Annotated in this window: 13 protein-coding genes; 2 read left to right on the top strand and 11 right to left on the bottom strand. The window is 57.5% G+C overall.

Features of this window, described 5'->3' with window-relative positions:
- Window positions 1-7 precede the first annotated feature (7 nt).
- The 7 genes from Q0601_RS01900 to Q0601_RS01870 all read right to left on the bottom strand — a co-directional run bounded on the left by Q0601_RS01900 (window position 8) and on the right by Q0601_RS01870 (window position 5,452).
- A complete protein-coding gene (locus Q0601_RS01900) occupies window positions 8-628 on the bottom strand; it encodes a CCDC90 family protein (RefSeq protein ID WP_305286519.1) in 621 nt (206 codons plus the stop codon).
- Window positions 629-702: 74 nt separating this feature from the next.
- The gene (locus tag Q0601_RS01895) at window positions 703-1,785 is read right to left on the bottom strand and encodes an ABC transporter ATP-binding protein (RefSeq protein ID WP_305286735.1); all 1,083 of its coding nucleotides are present in this window, start codon (window positions 1,783-1,785) and stop codon (window positions 703-705) included.
- A 38-nt stretch (window positions 1,786-1,823) separates the two neighbouring features.
- Window positions 1,824-2,636, bottom strand: coding sequence for an ABC transporter permease (locus tag Q0601_RS01890; protein ID WP_305286517.1), 813 nt, complete (start codon window positions 2,634-2,636; stop codon window positions 1,824-1,826).
- A complete protein-coding gene (locus Q0601_RS01885; protein WP_305286515.1) occupies window positions 2,633-3,505 on the bottom strand; it encodes an ABC transporter permease in 873 nt (290 codons plus the stop codon). Before Q0601_RS01885 ends, Q0601_RS01890 begins: the two co-directional genes overlap by 4 nt.
- Before the next feature lie 125 nt (window positions 3,506-3,630).
- Window positions 3,631-4,668: a 5-(carboxyamino)imidazole ribonucleotide synthase gene (locus Q0601_RS01880; protein WP_305286513.1), complete on the bottom strand. Its 1,038-nt coding sequence runs from the start codon at window positions 4,666-4,668 to the stop codon at window positions 3,631-3,633.
- Window positions 4,661-5,146, bottom strand: a complete 486-nt coding sequence (gene purE, locus Q0601_RS01875) for a 5-(carboxyamino)imidazole ribonucleotide mutase (protein ID WP_305286511.1) — start codon at window positions 5,144-5,146, stop codon at window positions 4,661-4,663. The genes Q0601_RS01880 and purE overlap by 8 nt, the downstream gene beginning before the upstream one ends.
- Window positions 5,147-5,218: 72 nt before the next feature.
- A complete protein-coding gene (locus Q0601_RS01870) occupies window positions 5,219-5,452 on the bottom strand; it encodes a YdcH family protein (protein ID WP_119748466.1) in 234 nt (77 codons plus the stop codon).
- Window positions 5,453-5,804: 352 nt separating this feature from the next.
- Here Q0601_RS01870 and Q0601_RS01865 point away from each other — a divergent pair, with 352 nt between their 5' ends.
- Together Q0601_RS01865 and Q0601_RS01860 are read left to right on the top strand one after the other, a co-directional pair.
- Window positions 5,805-6,215 (top strand): Hsp20 family protein, encoded by a 411-nt coding sequence (locus tag Q0601_RS01865; RefSeq protein WP_119748724.1) that lies wholly within the window; start codon window positions 5,805-5,807, stop codon window positions 6,213-6,215.
- A gap of 10 nt (window positions 6,216-6,225) precedes the next feature.
- Entirely contained in the window at window positions 6,226-6,453 is a 228-nt protein-coding gene (locus tag Q0601_RS01860) for a DUF1150 family protein (RefSeq protein ID WP_305286504.1), read from the top strand.
- A 224-nt stretch (window positions 6,454-6,677) separates the two neighbouring features.
- Here Q0601_RS01860 and Q0601_RS01855 read toward each other — a convergent pair whose 3' ends face one another.
- Genes Q0601_RS01855 through Q0601_RS01840 form a run of 4 tightly spaced genes read right to left on the bottom strand, consistent with a single transcriptional unit; the run spans window position 6,678 to window position 14,546 of the window.
- Window positions 6,678-7,478, bottom strand: a complete 801-nt coding sequence (locus Q0601_RS01855; protein ID WP_305286502.1) for a hypothetical protein — start codon at window positions 7,476-7,478, stop codon at window positions 6,678-6,680.
- Window positions 7,475-12,112, bottom strand: coding sequence for an RHS repeat-associated core domain-containing protein (locus tag Q0601_RS01850; protein WP_305286501.1), 4,638 nt, complete (start codon window positions 12,110-12,112; stop codon window positions 7,475-7,477). Before Q0601_RS01850 ends, Q0601_RS01855 begins: the two co-directional genes overlap by 4 nt.
- A gap of 4 nt (window positions 12,113-12,116) precedes the next feature.
- The gene (locus Q0601_RS01845) at window positions 12,117-12,542 is read right to left on the bottom strand and encodes a DUF1795 domain-containing protein (RefSeq protein WP_305286499.1); all 426 of its coding nucleotides are present in this window, start codon (window positions 12,540-12,542) and stop codon (window positions 12,117-12,119) included.
- Window positions 12,543-14,546 (bottom strand): type VI secretion system Vgr family protein, encoded by a 2,004-nt coding sequence (locus Q0601_RS01840; RefSeq protein WP_305286497.1) that lies wholly within the window; start codon window positions 14,544-14,546, stop codon window positions 12,543-12,545.
- Between the last annotated feature and the right edge of the window lie 72 nt (window positions 14,547-14,618).

The raw sequence follows: 14,618 nt of genomic DNA, 5'->3' as shown, positions 1-14,618 counted from the left end.
CGTCCTGTCAGCCCGGCGGCATCATTCGCATCAATGCGGTCAATATGGCAAGCGACCCGACGATCATACCGCCCATCTTAATGACAAGCCGGTTTTCCATATCCCGCATATCCGCGCGAACCGCCGCGATCTCCTGATACAGTTCATTCCTTAACGCCGAGCTTTCCTGTCGCAATCCATTCCTAAATGCCGCATTTTCTTGCTGCAGCTCATTTCTAAATGTCGCGTTTTCTTGCTGCAATTCGGTCCTAAACGCCGCGTTCTCCTGCTGCATTTCGGTCCTAAACGCCGTGTTTTCCCGCTGCAATTCGGTCCTAAACGCTGCGTTCTCCTGCTGCATTTCACTTCTAAATACTGAAAAGTCCCGCTGCATCTCAATTTTAAAGCTGGAGAAGTCCTGAAGCAGGCCACTTCTCAGTTCAGACATTTCCTGTTGAAGATCACCCCGAACCGCAAAGATATCCTGCTTCAGGCGCTGTTCGGTTGTTTGAAGATCCTGCCGGGTCGCCAGATCATCCGTGTCAACATCCCTGATCACCTCGGCAATCGCTTCTGCCGCCGCCGGTTCCAGACCTGCAGCCGTCAGCTTGCGCGAGAGTTTCAGCGTATCGATATTCAAAGCGTTCATCACCCCGGATAATCCATGACCTGCCCAAGAATAACACCGGTCGGCAGAGTAAGATGCTTTTGTTTGACATTAAGTTAACGAAACAGCACCAGCGATCCGGGCGACCACGCCACGCGTGCTTTGGTTCCGACCGATTGGACATCGCGACCGAAGACATTGCGCATCGAAATCCGGACGGTGTGTTGCGTTCCCTCCAGTCGCAGATCGTAATAGGTCATGTCGCCGTAATAGACGACCTCGTCGATCACCACATCAGTTTCCCGCGCGTGCTGGCTGGATTGTCCCGGCGTCAGCAAGGTCATTGTTTCGGGCCGGAAACCCAGCACCGGACCGCTATCGTCGGGATTCGCCCGGCTGACCTGAGATTCCGGCAATTCGACAGGCCCCAGCCCCGGCACATCGACGCTGACGATCCCATCCGCTTCTCTGGTAATTTGCGCCGGCAGAAAATTCATCACGCCAATGAAATCCGCCACCCGACGATCCTTTGGCCGCGCGTAAAGCGTCTCTGGTTCGTCCAGCTGTGCGATTTCACCATCGAACATCACCGCGATACGATCCGACATGACCAAAGCCTCTTCCTGATCATGTGTCACCAGCACGAAGGTGATCCCGACCTGACGTTGCAGCTTGATCAGTTCCACCTGCATCTGCTCGCGCATTTTGCGGTCAAGCGCGGACAGCGGCTCATCCAGCAGCAATACCTTGGGCTTCAGGATCAATGCGCGCGCCAAAGCCACACGTTGCCGTTGCCCGCCGGAAAGAGCATGGGCGGCACGACCGCCGTAACCCCGAAGGCCCACCATCGCCAGTGCTTCCTCGACCAGGGCCGCCTTTTCCGATTTGCCGCGCGGATCGCGGCGCAGGCCGAATGCCACGTTCTGGGCGACGGTCAGATGCGGGAATATGGCATAGGACTGGAAGACCATATTGGTCGGCCGGCTATTCGCGGGCACATTCTCCATATGCTTGCCGTCGATCAGCACAGCCCCCGAGGAAATACCCTCGAACCCGGCGATCGTGCGCAGAAGCGTCGTCTTCCCGCAACCCGATGGCCCGAGAAGCGAGAAGAACTCGCCCTCGCGAATAACCAGATCGATCCCGCGCAAAGCGTGATAATCACCGTAATATTTCTGAATCTCGTTGCATTCGATCATCGGCCTTGCGGTTTCGGGTCGTTGGTCACGGGATGCAATCACAGGAAACCTCCACCATTCTTGCCACCCATCCGGGCGATACCCCGGCGGCGGAAATATTCGCCAATCCCCAGAAGCAGGATCGACAGCGCCACCAGCACGGTTCCCAATGCCATGATCGACGGGATCTGCTTGGGGAAACGAAGCTGGCTGAAAATATAGGTGGGCAATGTCGGCTCGGTCCCGGCCAGGAAGAAGGCAATAATGAATTCGTCCAGGGAAATGGTGAACGAGATCAGTAACGACGAAATGATCCCCGGCATGACCAGAGGCAGGGTGATCAGGCGGAACGCGCCCCATTTCGTTTCACCCAAATCATAAGCTGCCTCTTCCAAAGACCTGTCGAGACTGGAAAAAGCCGTCGACAGGATGGCGATTCCATAGGGCATGCAGATCAGCGTATGGCCCAGGATCACCGTCAGGATCGACAATTCAATCCCCAGCCCAAGCAGCACGACCAGAAGCGACATGGCGACAATGATCTCGGGCAGGACCATCGGCAGCATGATGAACCCCATGATCCCGCCCTTGCCCGGAAAAGTGAATCTGGTCGTGGCACGGGCGGCGAAAACTCCAAGGCAGGTCGCCATGACGGACGCAGACACGGCAATGATCAGCGAATTGCTCAGCGCCCGGCGCAGCGTCGGATTACCCCACATCTGGGTGAACCAGTCGGTGGTGAAACCCTGAAGCGGAAAAGCGATGATGGTGCCCGAATTGAACGCAAAAAGCGGCAAAAGCAGGATCGGCGCATAAAGGAACAGCAGGTAAAGCAGCGCATAGGCGCGCAGACCATTGCTTCGACCGCTCATTGTTTCACCCTCAGAAAGCGGCGATTGAGCCACAGGAAGATCAGGCTGACCACGGCGACGACCAGCATCGCCGTTACCGCAAGCGCAGAACCAAGCGGGCGGTTATCCAGCGCAAGCATCTGCACCTGTATCAGATTGGCGATCATCGGGATCTTGCCGCCACCGATCAGTTCGGGCGTCACGTAATCGCCGATGGTCGGGATAAAGACGATCAGCACCGCGGCAACCACCCCCGGCATCGCCAGCGGCAGCGTGACCCGCCAGAAGGTCATCAACCGGTTTTCGCCCAGATCCCGCCCTGCCTCAAGCAGCGAACGGTCGATCTTTTCCAGTGCCACGAAAATCGGAAGGATGGCGAAAGGCGCATAGGCATGGGCAAGCGTCAGAACCATCGAATTGACGTTGTACAGAATGAAGGTCAATGGCTGGTCGATGATGCCAAGCCCTGTCAGCGACGAGTTGATGACGCCATTATAGCCAAGAATAACCTTCCACAGAAAAACCCGGATCAGATAGCTGGTCCAGAACGGTATCGTGATCAGGAACAGCCACATCGATTTCCGCTCGGGCCTGACCACGAAGCTGAGATAATAGGCGACCGGGAACGCAAGCAAAACGGTAACGACCGTCACGGCGGCGGAGACCGAAAGCGAACGAAGCAGTACCGCGCGCACGATCGGATCGCTCCAGACCTGGATGTAATTTCCAAAGGTGAATTCACCGATCACCTCGAGATATCCATCCGTCAGGAAACTGTAGCTGAGGATCGTCAGGACAGGCACGGCAAGAATCGCAAGCGCATAGAGGAAAGGCGGCGCGATCAGGGTCAGACCCTGTCTTGCCTCGCGATCCATTCCCGGTTTCGCCATCCCGCCGTCCCCGCTTGCCGTATCTGGGTCTTTTTCCAATTCCTTCCATAACGGAAGGCCCAAGGAAAGAGGATTTTCTTATGGGATGATTGCGATTCAATCTTGCCGCGAAATGGCGTGAACCGTCAGGAACGGATCCGGTTCAGATGTCCCATCTTGCGCCCCGGCCGGGCCTCGCCCTTGCCGTAAAGATGAAGCTGCACCCCCGGTTCTGCCAGCAATTCGGGCAGCCTGTCGATGTCATTGCCGATCAGATTTTCCATCTGGATATCGGCATGACGCCTGCCATCGCCCAAGGGCAGGCCGACGACGGCACGGATATGCTGCTCGAACTGATCGACGGCGCAGCCGGCCTGTGTCCAGTGCCCGGAATTATGCACGCGCGGCGCGATTTCGTTCACGATCAGCCCCTCCGGCGCAACGAATAATTCGACCCCCATCACACCGACATAATCCAGTTCATTGACGATTTTCGCCGCGATCAGCACCGCGTCGGTCGTGATTTTCCCCGAAAGGCCGCACGGCACGGTGGTACTGCGCAAGATGCCGCCCTGATGCACATTCAGTCCCGGATCGAAAGCGGCAACCTGACCATCCGCCGCACGGGCGATGATCACGCTGATCTCGGCACTGAATTCCACATAGCCTTCCAGCACCGACGGAGCACCGGTCCATTCGGCCTGTGCCGGATCGGTAATCCTGACCTGCCCCTTGCCGTCATAGCCCATCCGCCGGGTCTTGAGGATCGACGGCGTCCCGATCTGTGTCAGTGCAGCCGGCAGGTCACGTTCTTCCGGCACATCGGCGAAAGGCGCGGTCGCCAACCCGATCGCGTTCAGGAATGTCTTCTCTTCCAGCCGGTCCTGAGATACCGCCAGCGCCCGGCGGTTCGGGCTGATCGGACGAATACTTTCCAGCAGGTCAAGCGCCGAAGTCGGCACATTCTCGAATTCATAGGTGATGACATCGACGGATTCCGCGAATGCGCGCAGCGCCGCGCGATCCTCGTATGGCGCATTGGTCAGACGATAGGCGACATCGCCCGCCGGCGCGGCGTCCGGTTCATAGATATGGCAACGCAGGCCCAGCCGGCTTGCCGCAACCGACAGCATCCGGCCAAGCTGGCCGCCCCCCAGAATCCCGATAACGCGGTTCTCACTCATCCATGGGCTCCTGCGGGATCGAGGCCGACAAGGCCTCGCGCCACTGATCCAGCCGTTCGGCCAATGCGGGATCGCTGACGGCAAGGATCGCCGCCGCCATCAGCCCGGCATTTGCCGCCCCCGCCGCGCCGATCGCCATGGTCGCCACCGGAAAACCCTTGGGCATCTGCAGGATCGAATAAAGCGAATCCACACCAGACAATGCCCGCGTCTGCACAGGCACGCCAATCACCGGCACACGGGTTTTCGATGCCATCATGCCGGGAAGATGGGCGGCCCCTCCGGCCCCCGCGATAATCACTTTCAGCCCGCGCGACACAGCCGATTTTCCATATTCCCACAGCCTGTCCGGTGTCCGATGCGCACTGACGATCCGGGCTTCGTAACCTATGCCCAATTCTTCCAGAATCTGCGCCGCCTCTCGCATGGTCGGCCAGTCCGACTGGCTGCCCATGATGATTCCCACCGGTTTGTCCATGCCCTGCCCTTATGTCTCGCATCATACTGCGTCGCCGCACGCCCAGATAACGCCTGTGCGCGACGCCCGCAATCAGGCGATGATATCGGGGGTCACTTCATCTTCCAGCCGCGAGATCTGATCCTTGAGCAGCAGCTTCTTCTTTTTCAACCGCTGAAGCGTCAGTGACGAGGCCAGCTTCTGCTGGGTCAGGGCCGTGATCTCCTGATCCAGATCGCGATGAGCGGCGCGCAGAACGGACAGTTCAGCACGAAGAATCTCGTCATGAGACATCTCATGGCTTGCGGGATGGTTTTGCATATTCATCTGGCGATGTCCGAACTGAACAATGACGCTGGTTGAGGCGATTATAGCCGGTTGTTCAGGTTCTGTTAATAGCAATGCGGCAGGAGAACAGACCAATTTTACCGATCTCTGGAAACCATGATATCAGAATATGCGCATGTTCGTCGAAGTCATGTGATATTCCTTCCATGCGTTGCGCATTGCAGGTTTCCCCGCCGGTAACGGGCGTTCCAGATGGTCAGGCCCGGCCGCCGGAATCTCCGCAGACGGCAATCCGGGGTTGCATCTGGCATTGCGCGTTCACATATTGTTTCCAGAGCGGTTGCCTCCACGGGGCCGCCTTTCACAGTCGCTTGCCGATAAAGGGCTGAAGATGAGCAAGATTTCGCTAGGGGCACATCCCTATCTGCTGGGGTTCGACCAGTTGGAGCGCATGGCGGAGCGCGCCGCAAAAGGCGCGGATGGTTATCCGCCCTATAATATCGAGCATACCGCCCCTGACGGTTTCCGCATCACTCTGGCTGTTGCCGGGTTTTCCGACGATGATCTGAGTGTCACCACCGAAGACCGACAGCTTGTCATACGTGGGCGCATGACCGACAGCGATGAGCAACGGGTTTTTCTGCATCGCGGGATCGCCGCCAGGGCTTTTCAGCGAAGCTTTGTTCTCGCAGACGGGGTCGAAGTAATCTCGGCCGAGATCGAGAACGGGCTGCTGCATATCGATCTGCGCCGGGTTCAGCCCGAACAGATTCATCAAACCATTCCGATCAGCCGCAAATAAGGGGATCATCATGGATAGCAAATTCGACTTTCACGATAACGTCGCGGAAAACACGGTATATATCCGGCAGGTCGCAACAAACACCCTGCCACAGGAATTGCAGGAGCAGCTTTCCGACGTGGACAATCTCTATGCCGTCCACGACGCCGAGGGCGAACGGCTGGCACTGGTGCGCGACCGTAAAATGGCATTCATGCTCGCGCGGCAGAATGAACTGACACCGGTCAGCGTACATTAAACGATTGCATTGACGTCGGTCGCATTAGTCGCGCAGACTAATAGTCATCATGAATGATGTGAGGGTTCTTTAAAAGCTTTGCCAAGCGTCAAGGCATCCTCACATCAAATACGATGATTTTATCGTCGCATTTTTCAGTACAGATAAATTTCATACGGCATATGTGAAAGATATTCTCGGAAATTTCTGCATAATCATTATTCAAAAATTACGCCCGTATAACTTTAGTAGCCACCGTCATATTCTGACGCAAAAGATATCCAGATATCGGCCATCATCTGAAAATTCTCATCCGCTGGAACTGATTTTCTTAAACGATCCAAGGCCGCCGCTGCTTCTGCATAGTGCCACCCGGTTCCGTTCAGCGTCAACCAGGCATAATCAAGGCGAGACTCATTCAGGAATTTATCAAAAAGCCTTGGCTTGTCTGTATTCGGATTAACCCACTCGGGAACATCCGGCAAATCATCCAACGAATCTTCTGCATATTCGAAATAGCATTGATACTTGCTTCCAATTCGACCCGGCGTAGGAAACTCGCCATCGTAATCAGCCGGATCGCATGACGAAAGCGGCGCATTCCTTTTAAAGGAGCTTAGCGCTGAAAAACCCTCTGGATCGTCACCGGAGGCCATTGTAACACCATCTATTTCATCGATATTTTCTACACCCAAATGCTTTGCAAGCCAAGTCGCATCTTCTGTCACTTCGTCCTGAAGAACAATGAGGTTTGCAACAAATATCTGAGAAAGCTGGTCTTCATTCCGTGCGATCTCTGAAATTCTATAATCATCTGAAACACTCATTGTTACAAAACTTACTTCTCTCTGGACAAACCAATGTTTCCATAAACCAATATAACTTGGCAGTGACCCATCGCTTATAATTGGCACAAGCGCAGGCGGAAACCCATACCAACCCGGCGGCACCTCGTAACTTTCGAACAAAGATGCAACCTTTTCATTGGAGATATTCCGAGCAGTCGAATAACCCAATTTGGAAACGAGTTCAGAATATCTTTTCATTTACATGATCCTGGCTTGAAATAATCGGGAGGCAACGGGGTGGAATGATCAGGTATGATTATACGATGCTGATTTGCGATGGGCCCCTTCCATATATTAGATGTATTAGAGGTCGTCGCTCGGTGAATGTCTTCATGCACCTGCCGTGATGGAGTTGGAACCAAATGTCGCGGATCGACTATTTGCGTGGGGAAGCTGCCCTTATTATAGTTCCAATGATGTACCTGTGCGACCGTATATCCAGCGTTACGCGCCGCCTTCATAAAGCGTTGGTTAACCGCCCCAAAAGCCGATTCCAGCTGTTTCGTGGTGGGCGTTTGCCCTTTTGAATATATATCGAGCAACCGTGTATAACCATTACTCCGCCTGGAACTGGCGGCATCTTTCATTGCATCGGTCCATAGTCGATGCAGAACTGGATCATCTGTAATGGTGCCTAGCCCGAAATCTCCCGGAGTAATCGGAGCTAAGCCCAGAGGATCGACCGATTCATTCGGATCCGTCACATACCCTTGCGGCCTGACGCCACCTGCCAACCCGATCGGGTCAGGCGACAGATACTGCATCGCATCCGGATCGTAATAGCGGAAACGGTTATAATGCAGCCCGCTTTCGGAATCGTACCATTGCCCCTGAAACCGGATCGGGCAATCGGTCGGCGGCGCATCGTCATTGGCCGCGCGGCGCGGCAGGCGCAGCTCTGACAATTCGCCCCAAAGACCAAGCTCGGCGCGCCATGCGACCTCGGTGCCATCCTCGGACAGCAATTCCCTTGGCGTCCCCAGATGATCGGTGACGACGTAATGCAGCGTTTCGCCGTCGATCTGGGCCAGAGGGCGGAAACTGCCGGGTTCATAGATCCAGTGGCGTGCCTGATCCCAGGCCACCATGCCATCGGCAGTCATCGGCGCCTCGGCGATCAGCTGATCGCCTTCCCACTGGTACGCATATCCCTGCCCTGACGAGTTCCGGGCAACGCGGCGGCCCAGAGGATCATAGGCATAGCGCCAGATCGTGCCATCCGGGGTCTCGACAGCGGCAAGCTGATCCCGGCCGTCCCACGCCATCTTCCAGACCCTGGGGCGGAAACCCGGTTCCTCGACCCGCTTCTCGATGACCCGGCCAGTGTCGTCATGGCGATAGCTGACAGTCCCGCGGCGCTTTACCCGCCCTGCGGCGGACTGGACCTGTTCTGTGCGTCCTGCTTCGATAACGGCGGCGATATTGCGGGCCGGATCATATTCGAAATGCGACAGCGCAGAGGCGCCGTCGACATTGTCGCGGCGGGTGGTGGTGACCTGACCGCGATTGTCATAATCGAACCGCACCTGCCCCATGATCCTGTCATTCACCGTGATCGCCCGGCCTGCACGATCCCAGTCATAGCTGCGATGGGTCAATGCGCCCATGCGCGTGGCGATCTCGATCGGCATGCCCCGGCCAAGCCCCCCGGTCCTTGCCTCATCCGGCAGCCGGGTCAGGGGACCGGCCATCTGCTCGGTCAGTTGCCCCATGATCGTGTGCCCCTGCGCCTGCGCAAAACCTGCGGATGAGGCGCGAAGTTGCTCCAGCCCGCGCGGATCGTGACGGAAGGACAGCGGCGCGTGATCGCCAATCCGCAATTCAGCCGGAAGCCCTGCCCGCGTCCAGCCAGAGGTCAGATGCAGTACATCGCCCGCCCGCGCCACCCGCTGCCCCGCGACCGAGTAATCAGAGGTGATCTGCCGGCCATTCAACCGCTCGGCCACCACACGGCCAAGGGCGTCGTAATCATATTCAACGATCGCCGCGTCATTCTCGGCCCGGACCATCAGGCCCCGGGCATCATAAGTGAACCGGGTTTCGGACTCACCTTCCACTTGCTGAACAAGAAGCCGGCCTGCGGCGGAATAGCTGTAATTGATCCGAACCCCGTTTGCCGCGATTTTCTGGATCAAACGGCCGGCGGCGTCATGGGAATAGCGGGTGATCCGGCCGGAAAAATCCTTCTCGGCCAGGATATTGCCAGTCAGGTCATAGGTGAATTCATGACGTTCGCCCATCTCGTTGACGACAGCCGACAGTCGCATTTCCCGATCATGTTCGAGACGCAGGCGATGGCCCTGTGCATCGACGGTTTCCCGAGGAAGATCGAAGGCGCCAAAGCGGAAATGCCGGGTCGTGCCATTCGGGTCGGTGATCGCGCTCAACTGGCCCTCGATATCCCAGCTCACGGTCGAGATCGCGCCGTCCGGCGTCCTGAGCTGCCGCAATGCGCCGCGCGGGTTATCGGAGCCGCGCCCCATATCATAATGCGTCGTCGCGCCGATTTCATCGGTGAGCCAGCGCAACCGGCCTTCGGTGTCATAGCCCATCCGCGTCTCGTTACCATCCGGATCACGGCGTCGATTCGGACGCAACAAGGGGTCGTAGTAGATCCGCTCTTGCGCCCCTCCGGGCAGGTCAATGCGCAGGACCTGCCCCTTTTCGCCCAGACCCAATGTGCTGATCCGGCCCAGAGCATCCGTGACGCCGACAAGGTTTCCGTTCTCGTCATGGCGAAATTCGGTACGGTTTCCCAAAGGATCGACACTGGCGATCAGCATCCCGGCGCTGTCATGCTCGAAGGTGAACGCCGCGCCTTCGGCATCCGTATGCCGGGTCAGATTGCCATAGCTGTCATATTCAAGCTGGACGCAATTTCCCAGCGGATCGACCCGTGCGGTCATGTGGAAGGCCCGGTCCCATTCGGTCAGCCAGACATGGCCAAGCGGATCCGTCTCGCGCCAGACCAGCCCGTCATCATCCCAGTCATAGACCGTCACCGCGCCTTCCGGGGTTGTCACGACCGTGCGCTTGCCGGGCAGGTCGTAATCGATCCGGCCCGCCATATGGCCGCTATCCGTCCATGTCTTCTCGATCCGGCCCGAGGGGCCATATTCGTAATGAACATGGGTCTCTTTGGAATCATGCCAGCCAGTGATCCGGCCCTGCCCGTCATAATCATAGCGGAAATAGCCGGATTGCGAGGAAATAGCCTCTTTCAAGCGGCCATCACGGGTATAATCCCATGAAAAAACACATTCATCCGCATCAGCCGAATCCAGAACGGCGCGGCGGATCAAACCGTTTTCGCTCTCCACCTGAAGCGCGAAACCGTCGGAATGCTCGACCCGGTACAACCCGTCATGCCCATATTGCAGGGTGATCCGGTTGCCGTTGCGATCCTCGATCCGTGACAGACGGCGGGTGGCTTTCTCTTCGTCGGCAAAGACGTAAAAAAGTTGTGTGATCCGGTCGTAGATGAACAGATCGGCCGATCGGCGGCCCAGCAACTCCAGATGCGGAAAGCGTAAATTGTGGCTTAACACCTCGTCTTCGGGCGCATGGAAAACGATCAGGCTGCCTTCGGAATTCTGAAAACTGATGGCTTCGCCATCGATCCGCAGATGCTGGGCCCAGGTACCCGACCAGCCGACCCCCTGCAGGCCCGTGGATTGAGGGGCATGGCAGCGATCCAAACGCAGCGGGATGGTGCCGGGAATATGGATATCGGTGCGCAATTCGACGAATTGACCGCTGGCCACGTCGATCGGGTCACGGCAGGTTGTACGACAGCTGTTCGGCAAATCGCCGCTACGCCCGGCTGAACCATCGCCGTTCCGCGGCTTTCTTCCGCCGATCGGAAGCAAATCTGCAGCCATGGTCAACAGGTTCGCGGCCCGGCTGTTCCATCCGACATCAATCGCCAAAGCGATGGCGCTGGTGTCGATATCTATCGCGATATTCGGGATACCGTCATTGATCGTTCCGTCGCAGGTCGTCTTGTGACCAATACGCGCGATGGGCCAATTATTGGCAAAGACCGTTTCTGCACCCTCGGCGACGAAGGACACGGAATGTTCGCTGCAATCGACGACATCCTTGACCCGGGCGACGGGCTTGTTGTTGAAATAGACATCGGCGGAACCGGTTTCGATCTTGCCCTTGTTGGTCCCATATTGCCCCGCGACCGAAGCAAAACCGAAGCCGATACCCCCGACAAGCCCCGCAGCACCGGCCGCCGCAGCAGCAAGCATGATCGGACCCAATGCCGCCCCTGCGGTTGCCACGACAAGAGCAGCAACCGCGACTGCCGCCACGGCGCCCAGAACCATCGCGCCCAGCGACCAGCCGCTGACATGGGCGATCGGATGGCCCTTGGTGGCGGGCATCTCGCCGTCTTCCGCGATGCGTTCGAAGCCCATCGCCTCCATCGCCCAGCCGCCAAGGGCTTCACCGGCCTTGAAGCCGACAAAGCCTGCCGCCATGCCGGCGACCACTGCCGCGGTGACCGGTGCCGCCGCCGCGGCGGCACCCGCAAGGATCGGCGTGCCCGCAATCGCAGCCGTGCCGCCCCCATAGGCTGCTGCGGCGGCAATGGGTCCATAGGTCAGGGCGTTCTGGACCGTGTCGGAATTATAGGCAGCAATCGTATTGTCGATCGACTGCTCGAACTGATTTGGCCCGGACGAGGCATTCACGGCCGAGATTTCGCTTTGATGATAATCGCTCAGATTCGCCGTCGATCCGTTCTGCGGCGATGTACCCCTGTCGCCCGGTATTCTGGAAAGGCGGCCCGCACCATATGTCATGCCATCGACGAAACCGCCCATCCGCCTAGCCTCCGGCCCTGTCCAGCTTCAGCGTTGAGACGATGCGGCGCAATTCTTTCTTCTGTCCATCGCTCATGATGTCATTTGCCGAGGCGGTCAGCACCATGACCTGCCGCTTCGCCCCCTGTACGGTCGTGATCAGTTGATGAACGCGCCCCTGCCTGGAGGTCCAGCGACATTCCAATTCAATCGCCGCTGCCTTGTTCACGGTAACTTCACGCCGGTCCAGCACCTCGAAATTCTTGAGCGCGGTCGCGGCCTGCTTGGACTGATCCTCGACATATTCACCGAAATCCATTCCCCATGGCATATCGTCACGGGTGATTGTCAGCGATACGCCGGATCCCACGGCATTCGATGCAAGAACGTTGATCGTCCGGTCCTGCCAGTCTTTCGGCAGATCGATACTGCCCTCGTTGATGCGATACATTCAGCCCGCCGAATCCTTGTTGAGATGAATCATCCCCGAAACCTGATCCAATACGCCTTCCGCCAGGGTCACCCGAGTACCGTTGAAATCCAGCACGATCCCGTCCTGGGTCATGGAGATGGTGCCGCCGCCGACCTGAAGCGTGATGCTGGTTTCAGCCTTCATCGTGATGGTTTCCTTCGCACCGGCGGCAATATCCTTCGCATCCAGCGCCATGTTGAGCGTCGCAATATGCTGCATGTCCTTGTCGGAATTGACCGAGACGAGTTTCTTCGCCGTCATCGCAATATCATCATCCGCTGAATAAGAGATGACACCCGGGCCGCCCTTGCCCGCCACGGCGGTTTCACTGACGACATTGGCCTGTACCGAACGGGTCAATGCGACGATCTCGGCAAGATTGCCGCTATCGACTGATTTGAATTCGTCACCGGCCTGCACATTGATGCTGCGGTTTCCGCCTTCGACCACCGTGGATTCGTTGTCCTTGACGACCCGCGCCAGATCCTTCTGGGCATGCATGAAGATCTGCTCGGCGCCATTGGCATCCTCAAAGCTGAGCTCGTTGAAACCCGAGCCTTCATGTGTCTTGGTCTTGAAGCCGCTTTTCGTCTTGCTGCCGGGCAAGCCGTAGATATTGCCATTCTTGCCATTCACCACGCAGCCCGTCACGATCGGCTTATCGGGGCTGCCATCGATGAAATCGACCACGACCTCCATGCCGATGCGCGGAATGACCACACCGCCAAGCCCGTTTCCGGCCCAATTCTGCGCCACGCGGCACCGCATCGACCGCGCGCCTTCCAGATCCCAGTGAAACTGAACCAGAATACGGCCGAAATCATCGCAATCGATCTCGCCATCTCCGACCACGACCGCAGTTTGCGGCCCCTGCACGATCGGCACCGGAGTCTGACGCGGAGGCGCCATCGGCGCGGTATCCGGCATCAGCGTATAAGAACCGGTAAAGGCATAACCGTCGCTGCCCGCGTCGCCCGAGCCATAAGCCTCGCTGACGAAGTTATGCGAGGCGCTCAGGCATAAATACCGCTCACTTGAACCGGGGATCGGCTCGCCGGTGAGTTCAAGCACCATACCAGAGCCAAGACTGACGCAATCACCCACCGCGCGGTTGCGCCAATCACCCCCGCGCTCCTGCCTGGTCCGCAGGCGAGCAACCGCCTTGCCTTGATCCTGATCCGCGAAATCGCCGGGATACTCATAGCTTTCAAGCTGGCCGAATGCATATTTGGCATCCCCGAGATGATCGGATTCCATCGTCGCCGTCGGCGCCTTGAAATTGTAATCGATCAGCCTGACCGCCCCAGTGGTCAGGTTTCGCTCGGGCGACCATTCCCAGAAATGCTCGCCCTGGCCATGATGATGCCCGTCATAGCGCTTGAATTCCCGCGACCCGATATTTTCATGCGTAATCACGTCATCGGTCAGCACAAGGACGTGATTGCCCATTTCGTGACGGAAATGAAAACTGATCCCGTGACGCTCCATCTGGCGGCGTGCGAAATCCAGATCACTCTCCCGGTACTGCACCGTATATTCCAGCACCGGATAGACTTCGGACAGTTTGAGTTCGAAAGCGGCATCCCCTGCCACCACGTAATCCATGAACAGTTCCTGAAGAATCTGATCCACGCTCTTGTTATGAAAAATCCGCTGGTTGCGCCGTTTGCCTGCCAGCCAGAACCACGGCCGCAAGGTCAGATCATATCGGTGGCCATTCTCACCCACGCCAACCCATCTGGCCTTGGTCACGATCCCGTCAAAGGGACGCATGCTGTCATGAGCTTCAATTTCAACCGTCGCATGAGTACCGATCAGGGCGTCGAAATCCAGATCGTCCCGGGCGGACAGTGCCTCGACCTGATATTCGAACAGATTGTTAAGACGATCCGTGCCATTGAAGCGCAACAAAACGAGTTCATCGGGCCCAAGTACTGTTATCAGACGGCCAGTACGCTGGTTTTGCTTGAAAGGTGCGTTCATTTTCCAGCCCCCTTCGCCGGATAATTCACTGCTTCCGGATCGACCCGCTCACGCCACCCGGAGCCTCCGCAT

This window comes from Paracoccus wurundjeri (assembly GCF_030678915.1).
Classification (GTDB): domain Bacteria; phylum Pseudomonadota; class Alphaproteobacteria; order Rhodobacterales; family Rhodobacteraceae; genus Paracoccus; species Paracoccus onubensis_A.
This window is presented reverse-complemented; position numbering and strand designations above follow the sequence as displayed.